The sequence below is a fragment of the Aeribacillus sp. JST-2 genome (assembly GCF_056032925.1).
Genome location: NZ_JBVVUU010000001.1, coordinates 104091 through 121695, shown reverse-complemented (window position 1 = coordinate 121695; position 17605 = coordinate 104091). Strand labels below are relative to the sequence as shown.

The 17605-nt window shown below is 42.3% G+C and carries 16 protein-coding genes; 1 reads left to right on the top strand and 15 read right to left on the bottom strand.

Going from position 1 to position 17605, the window contains the following annotated elements; all coding sequences use genetic code 11:
- Window positions 1–2 precede the first annotated feature (2 nt).
- The 11 genes from rlmN to AC0KTX_RS00615 all read right to left on the bottom strand — a co-directional run bounded on the left by rlmN (window position 3) and on the right by AC0KTX_RS00615 (window position 12332).
- Entirely contained in the window at window positions 3–1097 is a 1095-nt protein-coding gene (rlmN, locus tag AC0KTX_RS00665) for a dual-specificity RNA methyltransferase RlmN (protein WP_474250293.1), read from the bottom strand.
- Window positions 1097–2446 carry a 16S rRNA (cytosine(967)-C(5))-methyltransferase RsmB gene (gene rsmB / locus AC0KTX_RS00660; RefSeq protein WP_474250292.1) on the bottom strand — a complete coding sequence of 450 codons (1350 nt, stop codon included), beginning with the start codon at window positions 2444–2446 and terminating at the stop codon, window positions 1097–1099. The genes rlmN and rsmB overlap by 1 nt, the downstream gene beginning before the upstream one ends.
- Window positions 2443–3378, bottom strand: a complete 936-nt coding sequence (gene fmt / locus AC0KTX_RS00655) for a methionyl-tRNA formyltransferase (RefSeq protein ID WP_474250291.1) — start codon at window positions 3376–3378, stop codon at window positions 2443–2445. The genes rsmB and fmt overlap by 4 nt, the downstream gene beginning before the upstream one ends.
- 5 nt (window positions 3379–3383) lie before the next feature.
- Entirely contained in the window at window positions 3384–3866 is a 483-nt protein-coding gene (def, locus tag AC0KTX_RS00650) for a peptide deformylase (RefSeq protein WP_474250290.1), read from the bottom strand.
- A gap of 17 nt (window positions 3867–3883) precedes the next feature.
- Entirely contained in the window at window positions 3884–6292 is a 2409-nt protein-coding gene (gene priA, locus AC0KTX_RS00645; protein WP_474250289.1) for a primosomal protein N', read from the bottom strand.
- Between the two features lie 3 nt (window positions 6293–6295).
- Entirely contained in the window at window positions 6296–7501 is a 1206-nt protein-coding gene (coaBC, locus tag AC0KTX_RS00640) for a bifunctional phosphopantothenoylcysteine decarboxylase/phosphopantothenate--cysteine ligase CoaBC (protein WP_474250288.1), read from the bottom strand.
- A gap of 65 nt (window positions 7502–7566) precedes the next feature.
- Entirely contained in the window at window positions 7567–7767 is a 201-nt protein-coding gene (rpoZ, locus tag AC0KTX_RS00635) for a DNA-directed RNA polymerase subunit omega (protein ID WP_474250432.1), read from the bottom strand.
- On the bottom strand, window positions 7767–8390 hold the full coding sequence (gene gmk, locus AC0KTX_RS00630) for a guanylate kinase (protein WP_474250287.1): 624 nt from the start codon (window positions 8388–8390) through the stop codon (window positions 7767–7769). Before gmk ends, rpoZ begins: the two co-directional genes overlap by 1 nt.
- A gap of 9 nt (window positions 8391–8399) precedes the next feature.
- Window positions 8400–8663, bottom strand: coding sequence for an extracellular matrix/biofilm regulator RemA (gene remA, locus AC0KTX_RS00625; protein ID WP_474250286.1), 264 nt, complete (start codon window positions 8661–8663; stop codon window positions 8400–8402).
- A gap of 26 nt (window positions 8664–8689) precedes the next feature.
- Complete coding sequence (locus tag AC0KTX_RS00620; protein ID WP_474250285.1) at window positions 8690–9565, bottom strand: YicC/YloC family endoribonuclease; 876 nt, start codon at window positions 9563–9565, stop codon at window positions 8690–8692.
- Between the two features lie 88 nt (window positions 9566–9653).
- Window positions 9654–12332 carry a cation-translocating P-type ATPase gene (locus tag AC0KTX_RS00615; RefSeq protein WP_474250284.1) on the bottom strand — a complete coding sequence of 893 codons (2679 nt, stop codon included), beginning with the start codon at window positions 12330–12332 and terminating at the stop codon, window positions 9654–9656.
- A gap of 126 nt (window positions 12333–12458) precedes the next feature.
- Here AC0KTX_RS00615 and AC0KTX_RS00610 point away from each other — a divergent pair, with 126 nt between their 5' ends.
- Window positions 12459–14165: an Rqc2 family fibronectin-binding protein gene (locus AC0KTX_RS00610; RefSeq protein ID WP_474250283.1), complete on the top strand. Its 1707-nt coding sequence runs from the start codon at window positions 12459–12461 to the stop codon at window positions 14163–14165.
- Between the two features lie 46 nt (window positions 14166–14211).
- Here AC0KTX_RS00610 and AC0KTX_RS00605 read toward each other — a convergent pair whose 3' ends face one another.
- From AC0KTX_RS00605 to AC0KTX_RS00590, 4 genes are read right to left on the bottom strand one after another with little or no spacing between them, the layout of a single operon-like run.
- Window positions 14212–14946 carry a sirohydrochlorin chelatase gene (locus AC0KTX_RS00605; RefSeq protein ID WP_474250282.1) on the bottom strand — a complete coding sequence of 245 codons (735 nt, stop codon included), beginning with the start codon at window positions 14944–14946 and terminating at the stop codon, window positions 14212–14214.
- Complete coding sequence (cobA, locus tag AC0KTX_RS00600) at window positions 14946–15722, bottom strand: uroporphyrinogen-III C-methyltransferase (protein ID WP_474250281.1); 777 nt, start codon at window positions 15720–15722, stop codon at window positions 14946–14948. Before cobA ends, AC0KTX_RS00605 begins: the two co-directional genes overlap by 1 nt.
- Window positions 15723–15735: 13 nt before the next feature.
- Window positions 15736–15957, bottom strand: coding sequence for a DUF3906 family protein (locus AC0KTX_RS00595; RefSeq protein ID WP_474250280.1), 222 nt, complete (start codon window positions 15955–15957; stop codon window positions 15736–15738).
- A 14-nt stretch (window positions 15958–15971) separates the two neighbouring features.
- Complete coding sequence (locus AC0KTX_RS00590; protein WP_474250279.1) at window positions 15972–17597, bottom strand: nitrite/sulfite reductase; 1626 nt, start codon at window positions 17595–17597, stop codon at window positions 15972–15974.
- Between the last annotated feature and the right edge of the window lie 8 nt (window positions 17598–17605).

The window sequence follows — 17605 nt, the reverse complement described above, 5'->3', positions numbered from 1 at the left end:
GTTCACCTCGTCTCCATTTTCCGCTCTTTCGCCCTTAATTGTCCGCATGCCGCATCGATATCATGTCCGTGTTCTCTGCGAATCGTCACAAGGATTCCCTGCTGTTTCAGCGTCCGTTCAAACCTGAAAATTTGATTTCTGCTCGTGCGAACATAGTTTCTCTCCGGCACATAGTTGACGGGAATTAAGTTGACATGGCATTTTAATCCTTTTATGAGATTTGCCAGCTCAAGCGCATGCTCCACTTGGTCATTTACACCGCCGAAAAGGCCATATTCGAAAGAAACGCGCCGGCCGGTTTTCTCGATATAGTATTTCACTGCTTCCATCAAATCGGGGAGCTTATATGCTTTGTTAATAGGCATGAGTTTTGTCCGCAGCTCCGTATTGGGCGCATGTAATGAAATAGCAAAATTGATCTGCAAATTTTCATCAGCGAACTGATAAATTTTCGGAATGATGCCGCTTGTGGAAACCGTTATGTGGCGGGCGCCAATATTTAATCCTTTTTCGTCATTGATGATTTTCAAAAATGAAAGCATTGCGTCATAATTGTCAAACGGCTCTCCGATTCCCATAATGACAACATGGCTTACTCTTTCCCCTAATTCATCCAACATTTGCTGTACTTTGACGACTTGGGCAACAATTTCTCCCGTCTGCAAATTTCTTTTTAAACCACCCAGTGTGGAAGCGCAAAACGTACAACCGATTCTGCATCCTACTTGTGTTGTCACGCAGACAGAATTCCCGTAGTTGTGCCTCATGAGCACCGTTTCAATTGTGTATCCGTCATAAAGTTCAAAAAGAAATTTCATTGTCCCGTCTTTGGAAGTTTGATTTGCAACCGTTTTGAAAGTGGTCAGTTCAAAATGCTTCTTCAATTTCTCCCGCAATTCTTTGGAAAGATTAGTCATTTCATCAAAAGAAGAAACCCGCTTCTGGTAAAGCCAGTCAAAAATTTGTGCAGCCCGAAAGCTTTTTTCGTTCTGCTCTTTCAGCCATTCTTTCAAATCAGCGAATTCCAATGAATAGATGGATGTTGCCGTTTTTTCTTGTTCTTTCCTTAATTTGCTTCTAACTTTTCGTTGTTCCATCAGCTTCCTACCTTCTTTCTTAATGCCGCAATAAAAAAGCCGTCCGTTTCAAAATAATGGGGCAACATTTGCAGCTTTCCGCCTTCAATGTACTGTTTGACTTGCACCGGCATTCGTTCTGACATTGTATCATCCAATTCAAAATCCTCATGATCTTGCAAAAACGACTTGATGACCCCATCATTTTCCTCCCGGTCGATAGTGCAAGTACTATAAACAAGAATGCCGTTTGGCTTCAGCAAATGCGAAGCTGCTCTTAAAATCTCTTTTTGGACGGAAATAAGGGAAAAAATCCCCTCTTTCGTCTTCGTATACTTGATTTCCGGTTTTTTTCGGATGACGCCGAATCCGCTGCAAGGTGCATCTACTAATATTTTATCAAAAGTAGACGGCGGAAAATGTTCGGCAACAAATCGGCTGTCGAGCACTCTCGCTTCCACATTTGCAAGCCCCAAACGATGCGCCTGTTTTTCAATCAATTGAATTTTATGTTCATGCAAGTCAAGGGAAACGACTTTTCCGGTATTATTCAGGATTTCACCGATATGCGTGGACTTTCCTCCGGGTGCTGCACATGCATCCAAAACATGATCTCCTTCTTTAACGTTTAATGCTTTGGCCACAAGCATGGAACTTTCATCTTGAATAGTGATCCACCCGTTTTTGTAAGCTTTTGATTTGGCTAAATTGCCTTTGACCGCATAAATGGCCTCATCGACAAGCTTGCCTTTCTTCGCATCAATCCCTTCCTCATCAAGCGCCTGCAAAACTTGAGGAACATCTGCTTTCAGGCGGTTGACTCTGGCGGTTTGCCGCGCCGGCGAAAGCTGCGCCATTAATATTTTTTCCGTTTCTCCCAACCCGTATTGCTTGGAAAGACGCTCCACAAGCCATTTTGGTGTGCTTGTTTTGATGGAAATGCGCTCCAGCGGATCGTTTATGACATCCATGGGCGGAAGTCCTTTTCGCTGAACATTGCGCAAAACACCATTGACGAACGAGGCAATGCCCGGATGCCCCCTTTTTTTGGCAATTTCGACCGCCTCATAAAGAACCGCCCTGTCGGGAATGCGGTCTAAATAAACCATCTGATAAAGGGAAATTCTTAATAGCAGAATTACCCAATCGCTCAATTTTGCGGTTGTTTTCAGAAAATGCGATAAATAATAATCAAGTGTCATCTTCCGTTGAATCGTGCCATAAACAAGCTCTGTCAATAGTCCAATGTCTTTTGGGGAAAGATCATGTTTTTCGATATATGCCTTTAACTGTAAATGACTGTACGCTTGTTTTTTTTCAATCGCAAGCAAAAGATCAAGCGCCGCTTCTCGAACATTTCTTTTTTTCATTCAAATTTCATCCCTGTTTTTATTTGTGTTCCTCTTAAAAATTGTTCACCGCTCATTTTTTTCTTGCCTGAAGGCTGAAGTTCTGTAATTTTAATGGCCGTCTCATTGCCCGTTGCCACGACAAGCCCGTCATGTTCAACGGAAAGGATCGTTCCGGGTTTTTCGTGTTTTGGAGACGGAACTTTTTCCCCCCACCAAATTTTCATCGTCTTTCCGTTTAAAACGGAATACGCAACAGGCCAAGGATTTAAGCCGCGAATATGATTGTAAACATCCTCACCTGTTTTCGTCCAATCGATTTTTTCTTGCTCCCTCTTAATGTTCCACGCAAAGGTCGCTTTTTCTTCTTCTTGCGGTATCGGAGCAATCTTGTTTTCCAAAAGCAGCGGCAAAGTTTCCGCAAGCAGCTTGGCACCTGCTTCACTCAGTTTATCATGCAATGTACCCACCGTGTCCCGCTCATCAATCGGAACTTCAACTTGGGTTAAAATGTCCCCGGCATCCAATTTTTCCGCCATATACATAATGGTTACGCCTGTTTTCTTTTTCCCTTCTAATATGGCGTAATGAATCGGCGCGCCTCCACGTAATTCAGGGAGAAGTGAAGCATGGACATTCACGCAGCCAAATTTCGGTGCCTGTAATATTTCTTTAGGCAAAATTTGTCCAAAAGCTGCCGTTACGATCAAGTCCGGATTCATTTTTAAAACCTTTTCCATTTCCTCTTTTTGACGGATTCTTTCCGGTTGAAGCACTGGAATGCCGCTGGCTTCGGCCGCAACTTTAACAGGCGGGGGAGTCAATTGTTTTTTTCTTCCTTTCGGACGATCCGGCTGTGTGACAACCGCACAAATTTCATAGCCGTCTTCGATCAATCGATTCAGGATGGGAACCGCAAAATCAGGCGTTCCCATAAATACTATTTTCGCCATAGCCATCACCCTTCTATTGTTTCCAACTCATCTTCGTCAAATAACTCCGCTGCTTTTGTTGTGAATAAAACACCATTTAAGTGATCCATTTCGTGCTGGATGACCCTTGCTAAAAAACCGGAAGCTTCGAGTATAAACGCTTTTCCCATTCGGTCTTGAGCTTTTATTTTTATGAAGGAAGCTCTTTTGACCTCTCCATAGATCCCCGGAATGCTTAAACATCCTTCTATGCCGTTTTCGTTGCCGCGCTTTTCAATCAACACGGGATTGATCAATTCGATTTTTCCGTTTTCATCGCCGGCATCGATGACGGCAATTTGCTCTAATATGCCGACTTGCGGAGCGGCAAGGCCGACACCGTCCGCCTCGACCATTGTGTCATACATATCATCCAGCAATAACCAAAGGCGTTCATCAAAGTCAGCCACTTTTTTGCACTTTTTTTCAAGAAGTTTATTTGGATACGTAACAATTTGCAAAATAGCCAAGTTCAAATCCTCCGTGTTTACATAAGTGAATGCGGATTTACATCAATCGTTATTTTTAACTGGGATTGGGAATCTTGCCCATAAACAGTAAAGATCTTTTTTAGCGTTTCATACAAGTTTTTTTCCCGTTTGTATTTTATCATGCATTGATAGCGATATCTATCATTCACCCGAGAAATTGGGGAACTGACCGGGCCTAATATTTGGGCGGCGTTCGACAAATGCTTTCGCAAAAATTGCCCGATTTTTTCCGTTACTTCCACGGTTTTTAATACATCTGGATGCGAAACAGTTATCAAAACAAGAAAATAATAAGGAGGATAAGCAAACGATTTTCTCGCCAACATTTCCTTGCGGTAAAATGCTTCATAATCATGCTTGCTGGCCAATTGAATGCTGTAATGCTCAGGCGTGTACGTTTGAATGACCACTTCCCCGGGAAGTTCATGACGGCCTGCCCTTCCGCTCACTTGGGTCAGCAATTGAAACGTTTTTTCACTTGCTCGAAAGTCAGGGAGATGAAGCATCGTGTCGGCCGAAAGAACACCAACTAAAGTGACGTTCGGAAAATCGAGGCCTTTCGCGATCATTTGCGTGCCCAATAAAATGTCCGCTTGATGATCGCCGAACTGACGAAGCAATTTTTCATGCATTCCCTTTCGACTCGTCGTATCGACGTCCATGCGAATAACCCGAGCCTCTGGAAGGAGCTTGGATAGTTCTTCCTCGATTCGTTGTGTTCCGGTGCCAAAGAAACGAATATGTTCGCTTCCGCAATCAGGGCAGCGGAAAGGCATAGCCGTTTCAAAATCGCAATAATGACATTTCATTTTTTCGCCATGGCGATGGTATGTGAGCGATATATCGCAATGAGGGCATTGCAAAACATATCCGCAATTCCGGCACATGACAAAGGAAGAATAGCCGCGTTTGTTTAACAACAGAACGGATTGCTCCTTTTTTTCCAAACGATCTTTCAACAAGTCAAACAGCCGCTCGGAAAACATCGTCCTGTTTCCTTTTCTCATTTCTTCCCGCATATCAACAACATGGACTTGCGGCAGCGGCCGCTTGTTTACCCGTTCTTTTAAGGTTAGCAGCGTGTATACGCCTTTTTGCGCTCTTGCATAGGACTCCAGCGTCGGCGTCGCGCTCCCTAGCACGACTGGACAGTTGTGGTAGTTCCCTCTGTAGATGGCGACATCCCGTGCATGATACCTCGGGGTGTCTTCTTGTTTATAGCTTGCTTCATGTTCTTCATCAATGATAATGATGCCGATGTTTTGGAACGGGGCAAAAACGGCTGATCGAGCCCCTACGACCAGCTTAGCTTCACCGCGGTATATTTTTCGCCATTCATCAAATTTTTCGCCTCTGGACAATCCGCTATGCAAAACGGCTACTTGGCTGCCGAACCTGCTTTTAAATCTGTGCACCATTTGCGGCGTTAAAGAAATTTCCGGAACAAGGACAATCGCTTCTTTTCCTTCTTTTAAAACTTCATCGATCGCCTGCAAATAAATTTCCGTTTTTCCGCTTCCTGTAACGCCGAACATTAAAAAAACTTCATGTTCGCTTTTGTTTATTTTTTGCAAAATCGGCTTTAACACCCGCTCCTGCTCAGCTGTCAGCAGGAGAGGCTCCGTTTTTTTGAATGATTGATCCTTTAGCGGATCCCGATATATTTCCAACACTTCTTCTACTAAAATATTTTTGTTCACCAGCGCTTTTACCGTGGTATGTGTACAGTTTACAATTTTTGTCAATTCTTGCAATAAGATCGGTTTTGGATGAGCAATAAAATATTGCAATAGTTCTAGCTGCTTCCGCGCATTTTTGGGAAGCTCGTCTTTTTGCCGCTGCATTTCTTCAATCGCTAAATTGGGCTTAATATATTTTGTCGTCAGCTTTTTTTCTTTTTGCTCAACTCGATAATCGACCTCCAAGTTGCCTTTTTCGATTTCCTTTTGAATCAATGAGAGACTGTTTTCATCCAGTTCATTCCAAGAAAGGGTTCCTTTTTTTTCTAACCTTTGGCGAATTAGCGGAGGAAGTTGGAATAAATCAGCGCCAGCGACAGCTTTCACTTCTTTTGTGTACTTTGCTTTCATGGCCGCAGGGAGCATTGCTTGATAAGCCGCAATTTTGTAGCAAAGCGTCGTTTCGCTCAACCAATCTCCCAACTGCAAAAGCTCTTTGTTTAAAACAGGAACAGGATCCAATAGCGATTGAATTGGCTTCACGGTATCAATCGATGTTTCGTTCTTCAGTTCCACGACAAATCCGGATAGTTTGCGGAAGCCAAACGGAACAATGACCCTCATTCCGGGCTGAATGATGTTTTTCCATTTATCAGGCACTATATAATCAAACGGCTTGTCCGTTCCTTGCGCAGGGACATCGACCACAACACTAGCATATTGCATAATTTACTCACCCTTCATGGTCTTTTCAATTTCCGTTAAAATGACATCCGCCACTTCTTTTTTGGACATAAGCGGATATGAAGCCTTTTCGCCGTTTCTTTTATAGATGGTGACAATATTTGTATCCGTTTGAAACCCGGCTCCCTCTTCACTGACATTATTGGCAACGATAAAATCCAAGTTTTTTTCCGAAAGCTTTTTCATTGCATATTGTTCAACATTGTTTGTTTCAGCTGCAAATCCAATCAGCAATTTGTCCCCTTTCCGTCCTCCAAGTGTTTTTAAAATATCGACCGTTCGTTCCATTTCGATCGTCATTGAATCTCCAGTTTTTTTCAGTTTTTGGTCATACGTTTTTTTCGGTTTATAATCGCTGACCGCAGCAGCTTTAATCACAATATCCGCCTCATCAAAATATTGAAAAACGGCTTGGTACATGTCCTCAGAACTTTCAACAGGCACGAATGTCACATCTTTTGGCGGTGTAAGTGCCGTCGGGCCGGAAATTAAAATGACGCGAGCGCCTCGCAAAACAGCCTGCTCGGCAATGGCAAAGCCCATTTTTCCCGATGAATGGTTGGAAAAAAAGCGGACGGGGTCTACCTTTTCCCGCGTTGGCCCAGCGGTGATAAGGATCGTTTTATTTTTGAAAACATGTGGCGGTTGTTCGTTAAAATATTTCTTTAGCAATTCAATGATAGTTTCCGGTTCCTCCAGCCGGCCTTTTCCGACATATCCGCAGGCTAGGCGCCCTTCCTGCGGTTCGATAAAACGATAACCGTCTCTGTATAAGATTTCAATGTTTCGTTTGACTGCCGGATGCTCATACATGTGAACATTCATCGCCGGAGCAATCCAAACCGGCGCCGTTGTGGCAAGCAATGTTGTTGTAACCATATCATCCGCAATGCCTGAGGCTAGCTTGCCGATCATATTGGCTGTGGCCGGGGCAACTAAAACCAAGTCAGCCCAATCAGCTAAATCAATATGGGCGATCACTTCCGCATTTTTTTCATCAAACGTGTCGAAATACACTTCATTTCGGGAAAGCACTTGAAATGTCAGCGGAGTGACAAATTGCCGGGCAGATTCGGTCATTATCACCTTTACATCAAACCCGGCCTGCACCAACTTGCTTGTCAAAGCAGCGGCTTTATATCCAGCAATTCCTCCTGTTACACAGAGCAAAATGTTTTTCTTAAATGCCATTTGTATTCCCCCTGTCATTGAAAAAAATAACAACCTATGGACTAGGTTGTTAAAAAGGCAGGCAACTATTTTTCGCTTATTTCATAGGTTAGAAGCCCAGCATCGATTTCTTCCAATGATTTTCCAACATATTTGATTGATTTCGGTTTTTCTATTTGTTGATCATTGTTTTGCTGCATTTGCCGCGCTCGTTTAGCTGCAACCGTCACTAATGTATATTTTGAATTAATCCGCTCTAACAAAGAATCAATCGATGGATAAAGCATCATTCATCAACCTCCAATAACTGTTTATACAATTTGGCGACACGTTCTCTTTTGCAATGTTCCGCTGTAACAATTGCTTTGATGCGTTCACATGCCAGTTCTACCTTATCATTCACTACGACATAATCGTAGGCATCCATCATATCAATTTCTTTTCGAGCCACCTTCATCCGGTCATTAATTAAGTTGTCTGATTCCGTGCCTCTTCCAGTAATGCGGTTTTTCAGCTCTTCAAGACTCGGCGGTATTAGAAAGATAAACAATCCGTCAGGAAAAGATTTTTTTACTTGAAGAGCCCCTTGCACCTCTATTTCAAGGAAAACATCTTTTCCTTCTTCAAGTGTTTTTTCCACATATTCGACAGGTGTTCCATAGTAATTGCCGACATATTCCGCCCATTCAAGCAGTTTATTTTCTTTAATCATTTGTTCGAATTGCTCGCGCGTTTTAAAGAAATAGTCAATTCCATCTTTTTCGCCTTCCCGAGGTTTTCTCGTCGTAACGGAGATGGAGTACTGGAAATCGACATCTTTTTGCGAAAACAGCGCCTTTCTGACAGTTCCCTTTCCTACTCCGGAAGGGCCTGATAATACAATTAACAAGCCTCTATTCTTTCTTTGCATCAAAATACCCTACCCTTCCTCTGACAGCTCATCCTTATTCGACAATCTTTGCGCCACTGTTTCGGGCTGGACGGCTGATAAAATGACATGATCAGAATCCATGATGACAACAGCTCTCGTTCTTCTTCCATATGTCGCATCAATCAGCATTCCCCTGTCTCTTGCATCTTGAATCATCCGCTTAATCGGAGCTGATTCGGGGCTTACGATCGAGATAATCCGGTTTGCAGAGACGATATTACCAAAGCCGATGTTGATCAATTTAATCCCCATTATGCGTCCCCCTTAAAAAAGGCCTCTTATTCAATATTTTGAACTTGTTCTTTTAATTTTTCAATAATGCTTTTTAATTCGACTACAAATTTTGCTATCGATGAGTCATTGCCTTTGGCGCCGATTGTATTCGCTTCACGGTTCATTTCCTGAACGATAAAATCCAGCTTCCGGCCAGTCGGCTCTGATTTCTTCATCGTCTCTTTAAATTGAATGACATGGCTTTCCAATCTCGTCAATTCTTCCGTAATGTCGGATTTATCTGCAAGCAAAGCGGCTTCCATCAATATTCTATTTTCATCAATATTACCCTGAAGGAATTCCGCTATACGCTTTTTTAGCTTTTCTTTATACAAATTTGATACTAGATGCGCCCTGGATTTTATTTGCTTTATTAATTGCTCCATGGAATCTAAATGCTTCACTAAATCGTCTTTGAGTTTTTTTCCTTCCATGGCGCGCATTTCCAACAAATTGTCAGCCGCTTCACGGACAGTTTCCAAAACCAACTTTTCCAGTTCCTCATCTTCATTCGCTTGCTCCCGCACATCAAAAATATGTTCCTGACTGACAATGTCAGATAGTTGGATCGGTTCCGGCAAATGATATTTCCTTTTTAACTCCGTAAAGGCTTTTATGTATTGATCAGCGAGATTCCAATCGACTGCTAAAGATCTTGAAAGGATTCCATCGCCGTTCATTGTGACATAAAGTTCAATTCGCCCCCGGCTGACTTTGGATTGAATAATTTTTTTTATTTTTTCTTCTAATACCAAAAAATTTTTCGGCATTCTCACACTAATTTCACAAAAGCGGTGATTGACCGATTTGATCTCAACGGTGATCGTCCATTGATCGATTTCCTTTTTGGAACGGCCAAATCCAGTCATGCTTAATACCATTTCATCACTTCCGTTCTTTGACGTTCAAGCGCACGAAAAAAAGAAAGGTCATAGAATGCCTCTATCACCTGAAAAATTATAACATATCTCATCGATTTTTTCTTGTTAAAAGTGATCCGGCCAGCAAAAAGGTGGGCATTGCTGACAATGAAGTGATCAACAGCCAATCATGCATGAAAATCGATTCTGTTTGGAAGATCGGCTGAATCGGCGGATAATAGATGACAAAAAGCATGAGCAATAAAGAAGACAACACCGCCAGCAATAAATAAATGTTGCTGAATGGGTTTCGGTCGAAAATTGTTTTTTCCGTTCTTGAATCAAATACTAAAATCAACTGCGACAACACGAGTGTTGCAAACGCTGCTGTTTGGGCATAAGAAAGGTTTTCTGGGTTTCGTTCGTACATCAAGTAAAAGACTGTTAAAGTGGCAATACCAATAAGAAACCCGCGGGACAAAATTTTCCACCCAAGACCTCTTGCAAAAATTCCTTCCTTCGGATCACGGGGCTTTCTCTTTAGTACATCCCCTTCTGCAGGATCGAGGCCGAGCGCCATTGCAGGCAGGCCGTCAGTCACAAGGTTCACCCATAATATTTGGATCGGAACTAAAGGAAGCGGCAAGGCTAAAATCATCGCAAACAACATAACTAAAATTTCACCGACATTGGAAGCCAACAAATAGCGAATAAATTTGCGAATATTGTCATAAATGTTTCTTCCTTCTTGAATCGCCGCCTTTATGGTTGCGAAATTGTCATCGACCAATATAAGCGATGATGCTTCTTTTGCAACATCAGTGCCAGTTATGCCCATGGATATGCCGATGTCCGCGGCTTTAATCGCAGGAGCATCATTGACACCATCACCTGTCATGGCCACAATATGTCCTCGATTTTGCAATGATTTTACAATTTTTAATTTATGCTCAGGCGAGACTCTGGCAAAAACATAAATGTCGTCCACTATTTCCTCCAATTCCTCTAAAGATAGTTTTGATAGCGTCAAACCGTCCATTACTTTCCCGTTTGGCGGCAAAATATGAAGTTCTTTTGCGATCGCCTTTGCTGTCATAACATGATCGCCAGTTATCATCACGGTCTTGATGCCTGCTTCAAGACATTCTTTTACAGCTTGCTTTACCTCTGCCCGCGGCGGATCCATCATTCCTTCTATCCCGATAAAAATAATATCCTGTTCCGCTTCCGATTGCGAAATCACGCCAGTTGGATTTGGGAGCGGTTTATAGGCAATGGCGATGGTTCTGAGCGCTTGACTTGCTTGATGGTCGATTGCATGTTGGATTTCCTTTTCAATCGTTTTCGTTAATGTTTCTTGTTTCTCATTCCACAAAACGTACTTCGAACGTTTTAACAAAACATCCGGCGCTCCCTTCATCACCGCATAAGCTTTTCCGCTTTGATCTTTTATCACGACTGACATCATCTTCCGTTCTGAATCAAAAGAAAATTCATGCACAATTTGAAATTGGTTCAATAAACTTTTTTTCGCTAATCCCGCTTTCATTGCTGCAACAATAAGTGCAGCTTCTGTTGGGTCACCGTCAATCGTATATTCCCCATCTTCTTCTACCACATCTGTTGTTGAGGCGAGCATACCGAACATTAACAATTGTTTTAGCGGTTTGCATTGGTTTGGTTCAATTTTTTGGCCATTTTCATAGAAATCTCCGTGCGGCTGATAACCCGTCCCTGTTACTTTCCATGTTTTCCCACTGATCCATATATCAGTAACGGTCATTTGATTTTGCGTCATCGTTCCCGTTTTATCTGAGCAAATGACGGAAGCGCATCCTAATGTTTCAACAGCTGGAAGTTTACGGACAATCGAATTTTTTTTAATCATTCGCTGTACACCAAGAGACAATGCAACGGTGACAATTGCCGGCAGCCCTTCTGGTATGGCGGCGACGGCGAGAGATACGCCTGCCAAAAACATGTTATAAAGGTCATGTCCTTGCAATACGCCAATCATGACGACCAGTATCGTCAACATGATGGCAACAACGATTAAGACTTTACCTAGTTCCTCTAATTTTCTTTGCATGGGTGTCAACTGCTGTTCTTGAGTTTGCAATAGATCTGCAATTTGCCCCATCGCTGTTTTCATACCTGTTGCGACAACAACACCTGTCCCGTTTCCTTTTGTCACAAGCGTTCCCATAAAGGCCATATTTTGTATATCACCAATCGTTACATTCTTATTTGTTAGCGACCGGGTATGTTTTTCAACCGGAACAGATTCTCCTGTTAAAGCCGATTCTTCAATTTCAAGGCTTGTCGCTTCAATTAAGCGGACATCCGCCCCAATTCTGTCACCGCTTTTAAATTTCAAAAAATCTCCGACAACAATTTCTTTGGAAGGGATGCGCACCCATTTTCCGTTTCTGAGCACTGTTGCTTGCGGGCTTGACAGCTCTTTCAAAGCAGCCAGCGATTGTTCAGCTTTTCGTTCCTGAATGAACCCGAGAATTCCGTTTAAGATGACGATGGTAATAATCGCTGCCGCATCGATGTATTCTCCAAGCAGCCCAGATATAACAGTGGCCGCAAGAAGAACAAGAACCATAAAATCTTTAAACTGGTTCAAAAATATTGAAAGGCTTGACTGCCGCCGTTCTTCCGCAAGTTCGTTTAATCCTAGTTTTGCTCTTCTTTTTTCAGCTTCTTTTTCTGTTAACCCCTTTTTTTGGTCTGCCTGTAAAGATTGCAAAACTTCTTCCACTGATAACTCGTACCATTTCATAAATTTGTTCCACACCCCTTATCAGCTTTTCCCCGCTTTAACAACAGCATATTCAGCCTTGTCCGAAAAAATGTTATAATTTAAAAAGTTTTTCCTTCATTTCAAATTCAAAAAGGGTGAAGAAAGATGGCCTTTGACGGCATTTTGACATATTGCATTCAAAAGGAATTGAACGATGCGCTTACAGGCGGAAAAATCACAAAAGTTTACCAGCCTTACAAATATGACCTTGTTTTGCTAATCCGAAAAAAGGGGCAAAATTATCGACTCCTTGTTTCCAGCCATCCGAGTTATGCCCGAATCCATTTAACGAATCATTCTTATGATAATCCTGCGGAGCCGCCGATGTTTTGCATGCTGCTCCGAAAACATTTGGAAGGCGGCATAATCGAAAACATTCAGCAGATTGAAATGGATCGGATCATCGTCATTCAAGTGAAATCACGCAACGAATTGGGAGATTTGACAGGGAAGCAATTAGTGGTTGAAATCATGGGGAGACATAGCAACATCATCTTGGCCGATCAAGAGAAAGAAATGATTATTGACAGCATTAAACACGTACCGCCTGCAGTCAATCGCCACCGAACGATTATGCCTGGACAAGCATACAAATTGCCGCCAGATCAAGGTAAAATGAATCCATTCGAAGCAACGGAAGAAAGTGTGCTCAAAAAATTGGATTTTTTAGCCGGCAAGCTTGACCAACAAATCGTCAATCAATTTGCAGGCATTTCACCGCTTTTCGCCAAGGAAATTATTTTCCGATCCGGCCTCGCCAATCGGGAAACGGTTCCCAAAACGTTTGTTTCCATGATGAAAAGGATCCAAGAAGGCAGCATCGAGCCCCAGATGATCAAAACCGATAAAAAAGAGTATTTTTATATTTTACCGCTTGAACATATGACAGGGGAAGCCAAAACATTTTCAACAATCAGCGAACTGTTGGATCGATTTTTTTATGGCAAAGCTGAGCGCGATCGAGTTAAGCAGCAAGGGCATGATTTAGAGCGGTTCATTGCCAATGAACGGAAGAAAAACGAATTGAAGATCTTGAAATTAAAAAGCACGCTTAAAGAGGCGGAAAAAGCGAAAACCTTTCAGCTTTACGGAGAGCTTCTGACGGCCAACATGCATCAAATTCGTAAAGGAGATCAAGTCATTGAGGTCGTCAATTATTATGATGAAGAAGGAAAAACGGTGAAAATCCCATTGGATCCTTTAAAATCTCCATCTGAAAACGCACAGAACTACTTTCAAAAATATCAAAAAGCGAAAAATTCGATTGCCTTTGTAACCGAACAAATTGAAAAAACGAAGGCGGAAATCGAGTATTTTGACCGCCTTCTCCAGCAGCTCGAGACTGCTTCACCAAAAGACTTGGAGGAAATCCGCGAAGAATTGATAGAAGGCGGATATATTAAAAAAAGAACTAACCAGACGAAGAAAAAGACCGCAAAACCAATCCTTGAAGCTTATCAATCGAGCGACGGAGACGAAATACTTGTAGGCAAAAATAATAAACAAAATGAATATTTGACGGGAAAAGTTGCTGCAAGAGACGACATTTGGCTCCATACAAAAGACATTCCTGGTTCACATGTTGTCATTCGCTCCAAAAACCCTTCCGAAAAAACGATTCTGGAAGCAGCTAATCTTGCAGCTTATTTCAGCAAGGCGCGGCAGTCAAGTTCAGTCCCAGTTGATTATACAAAAGTCCGCTATGTAAAAAAACCGAACGGAGCCAAACCGGGATTTGTCATTTATGAAAACCAACAAACAGTTTTTGTCACACCTGATGAAGAACTCGTCTTGAAATTAAAAAAACGTTAACATAAAAACAAGGAAACCGAACTTAAAGCCGGTTTCCTTGTTTTTTTCATGAAAATGCTTCTTCCACTCTTAAGCGAAGCAGTTTTTTGACGGCAGGATGATCGCCAATATGATCCGTTAATAAAATGCTTTTGCCTGTTTGCTTTTGCAATTCTTCGACTTCTTTTTGGACGTCTTTTAACAAAAGCCCTTTAAACAATAAATAAGGAACTATGATGATTTCTTCTTCCATCATCATCGGAACGGATTGAACTACATTATGAAAAAGCGGGGAAGCAGCAGTTAAATAACAGCAAATTGTTGCAACTTCCAATTTTTCTTCAAGCATACGGCCGATCGCTTCAAAGTCGCGTTTCATTTCGGCATCATGGCTGCCGCGGCCGATCAAAATGATTTTTGTCCGCTTAGCGCTTCTTGTCCAGACGTTTTGAATCCGGTCAATGACTGCTTGTACCATCAAATTTTCAACACCTAATGGGTTGCCATAAAAAATCTTTGCTTCCGGATAATCCGCTTGCAAATCCGCAAGAATGGCAGGAATATCTTGTTTGGCGTGGCCGGCCGCCAACAATAGCACCGGAATTACTGCAATATCGGCAGCTCCTTTCTCCACACAAGCAGCAAATCCTTCCTTGACTGTTGGTTTTGCGAGTTCGAGAAAACACATTTCTTGAATCTCATAGGGAACTTCGCGTTTTACATCTTGAAAAAAACTAAAAGCCTCTTCTTTCGATTCTTTCAATCGGCTGCCGTGGAAAATATATAATACACCTTTTTTCATTAGTAAGCACCTGTCGAATATTCCATTTTATTAAAATGTTTTTCGAACCAATTTAAGCGATCGTGAAGACGAACAACTTCCCCAATAATGATCATGCACGGATTTGTTATACTTTCATCACAAGCCGTTTGAGCCATTTCTTTTATCGAAGTAATCACCGTCCGCTGTTCCTCCGTTGTCGCCCGTTCAATAAAAGCCACAGGTGTATGCTCGTCTTTCCCGCTGATGATAAGCATTTGCTGGATGTCCGGTATATGCTTGACCCCCATATAGACGGCGATCGTATCCGCCGCCCTCATCAAGCTGATCGTTTCTTCTTCAGAATAGCCGCTCCCAGCTCGATGTCCTGTAATAAACGCACAGGAAGCGCTCAAGCTTCGGTGTGTCAGAGGGATCCCCGCATAAGCGGAAGCGGCCGAAGCGGCGGTAACGCCAGGAATAACCTCAAACGGAATTCGTTTTTGGAAGAGCACCTCAGCCTCTTCCCCACCTCTCCCGAACAGGAAAGGGTCGCCGCCTTTCAGCCTTGTAACAATTTTCCCGGCTTGGGCATATTTCACCAAAAACTTGTTGATGGTCTCTTGGCGCATCGTATGGTAGTTTGGAAGCTTGCCGCAATAGATGAGATCAGCTTCTTTTTTGGCAAATGACAGAAGCTCTTTGTTGACAAGCCGGTCATATAAAATCACGTCCGCTTTTTGGATCGCTTTTAACGCTTTTAACGTTATTAATTCCGGATCTCCCGGCCCGGCCCCGACAATATATACTTTTCCCATGCTGATCCCTCCGTTACGTGCTGAGCGGCAGGTCGCTTTCGTCTATGACAAATCCTGCGCTTTTTCGAATTTTTTTCTTTTCATACAATGTTACATCCTCAATGTCGAGCACTTTTAAATAAAATTTTTCAAGCTCTATATCGACTTGATCAAACGCTTTTTGATCAGTTTCGGCGGCGATGATAACAGGTATTTTCCGTTCCTTTGTCTGCACAAGAAAGCGATATAAGTTCATGATCTCCTCCTCGTTTATGCGCCAAGGGGTGCCAAAATCTCATCCAGCTTCGTCTGTAATGCCTCAATGCCAACCCTGTTGTAGTATTCTAAAAAGGTTTCGCCAGGCAGTTTCGTTTCTTTAAAATACTGCAGAAATTCTTTCAATACAAAATGAAGTTTCTCTGCTTCAATTTTCCCTTTCAATTTATCATTAAATCGACCGCCTTCAAGAAGCGTTCCGCCAACATGAATTTCATAAGCATCGACCATTTTTTTATCCTTTGTTCTCATCAAAACGCCTTGCAGGCCGATATCCGCAATGTGCCGCTGACCGCAGGAATTCGGGCAGCCTGTGATGTGCATTCGAATAGGTACATCCAGTTCTAATTCTTTATCCAAATATTCGACAATTGTTTTCATCCGCTCTTTCGTTTCAACAAGAGCAAGGTTGCAAAATTCTGTACCGGTGCAAGAAACTGCATAACCGACGAACGATTTCGGTTTAATGGTAATTCTTCCTTTTTGGAAAATTTCTTCACTTAGCAAGGCCTCCACTTGATTGTCCGGAACATTCGGAATGACAAAGTTTTGCGAATTGCATGTGCGTATTTGGCCGTTGCCGTATTTTTGCGAGATTCTTGCAATCTCAAACACTTCGTCAGCATATAGTCTGCCAAGCGGAACGTTAAATCCGATGTAATTTAACCCTTTTTGTTTTTGCGGATGGACGCCGTAGAAATATCCAGCATTCCAGCCTTTTATTTCATCGTTCCCCTTTTCCGGAAGAGGACCGGTCAATTCAAGCAGTTTTTCTTGGAATTTTTCCACACCCCAATCCGCCACTAAAAATTTGAGACGGGCGCGGTGGCGTTTTTCACGATAGCCGTAATCCCGGAAAATCGTCGTAACGGCAATCGCAACATCTTTCACTTTGTCCGGCGTAACAAAAATGTTCAATAACTGGGCTAAATAAGGTTTCGATGATAAACCGCCGCCTACTTTTACATGAAATCCTTTCACAAGTTCACCGTCGATAACTTTTGTTGCAGGAGTAAATGCTAGATCGTTTATTTGCGCGTGGCCGGAATTGTAAAGGCTGCCGCTTATTGAAATTTTATATTTTCTCGGCAAATTCGAGAAATCTTTATTTTTATGGAAAAATTTATGAACTTCCTGAACAATCGGCACTGTATCAATCAATTCATCCGGATCGATGCCGGCGAGAGGATTTCCGATTATATTTCGAGCTATATCACCGCAGGCGCCGACAGTTGTCAAGCCGACTTCTTCTAAACGTTTGTAAATTTCCGGAACATTTTCGATTTCAAGCCAATGAAATTGAATGGCTTGACGGGTTGTAATATCAAAAAGATTGCGGCCAAAATCGCGGGAAATTCCAGCAAGAGCGACAATTTGATCATTGTTTAAAATTCCGGTTGGAACTTTTACGCGCATCATGAAATAGCCGTCTTTTTTCGGGCGCTGCAAGTAAAGTCCTGCAAATTTGAGCAAATCCCATTCTTCTTCCGGAATGGAAGCAAACCCGTTTTTCGCAAACGTATCGATATCATTCAAAATGTCCAAACCGTCTTTTTCAAGTTTTTTCAATTCTACTTTGTTGAGGTTTTCATTGTTTGCCCACACTTTTTCATAAGCCATCAAAATTC

Excerpts from the sequence above, each read along its gene's own strand:
- rsmB (WP_474250292.1), bottom strand. The coding sequence starts at position 2,446 with ATGAAAAAAAGAAATGTTCGAGAAGCGGCGCTTGATCTTTTGCTTGCG.
- AC0KTX_RS00590 (WP_474250279.1), bottom strand. The coding sequence starts at position 17,597 with ATGGCTTATGAAAAAGTGTGGGCAAACAATGAAAACCTCAACAAAGTA.
- AC0KTX_RS00605 (WP_474250282.1), bottom strand. The coding sequence starts at position 14,946 with ATGAAAAAAGGTGTATTATATATTTTCCACGGCAGCCGATTGAAAGAA.
- fmt (WP_474250291.1), bottom strand. The coding sequence starts at position 3,378 with ATGGCGAAAATAGTATTTATGGGAACGCCTGATTTTGCGGTTCCCATC.
- priA (WP_474250289.1), bottom strand. The coding sequence starts at position 6,292 with ATGCAATATGCTAGTGTTGTGGTCGATGTCCCTGCGCAAGGAACGGAC.
- remA (WP_474250286.1), bottom strand. The coding sequence starts at position 8,663 with ATGGGGATTAAATTGATCAACATCGGCTTTGGTAATATCGTCTCTGCA.
- rlmN (WP_474250293.1), bottom strand. The coding sequence starts at position 1,097 with ATGGAACAACGAAAAGTTAGAAGCAAATTAAGGAAAGAACAAGAAAAA.
- gmk (WP_474250287.1), bottom strand. The coding sequence starts at position 8,390 with ATGCAAAGAAAGAATAGAGGCTTGTTAATTGTATTATCAGGCCCTTCC.
- rpoZ (WP_474250432.1), bottom strand. The coding sequence starts at position 7,767 with ATGCTTTATCCATCGATTGATTCTTTGTTAGAGCGGATTAATTCAAAA.
- AC0KTX_RS00615 (WP_474250284.1), bottom strand. The coding sequence starts at position 12,332 with ATGAAATGGTACGAGTTATCAGTGGAAGAAGTTTTGCAATCTTTACAG.
- cobA (WP_474250281.1), bottom strand. The coding sequence starts at position 15,722 with ATGGGAAAAGTATATATTGTCGGGGCCGGGCCGGGAGATCCGGAATTA.
- AC0KTX_RS00595 (WP_474250280.1), bottom strand. The coding sequence starts at position 15,957 with ATGAACTTATATCGCTTTCTTGTGCAGACAAAGGAACGGAAAATACCT.
- AC0KTX_RS00610 (WP_474250283.1), top strand. The coding sequence starts at position 12,459 with ATGGCCTTTGACGGCATTTTGACATATTGCATTCAAAAGGAATTGAAC.
- coaBC (WP_474250288.1), bottom strand. The coding sequence starts at position 7,501 with ATGGCATTTAAGAAAAACATTTTGCTCTGTGTAACAGGAGGAATTGCT.
- AC0KTX_RS00620 (WP_474250285.1), bottom strand. The coding sequence starts at position 9,565 with ATGGTATTAAGCATGACTGGATTTGGCCGTTCCAAAAAGGAAATCGAT.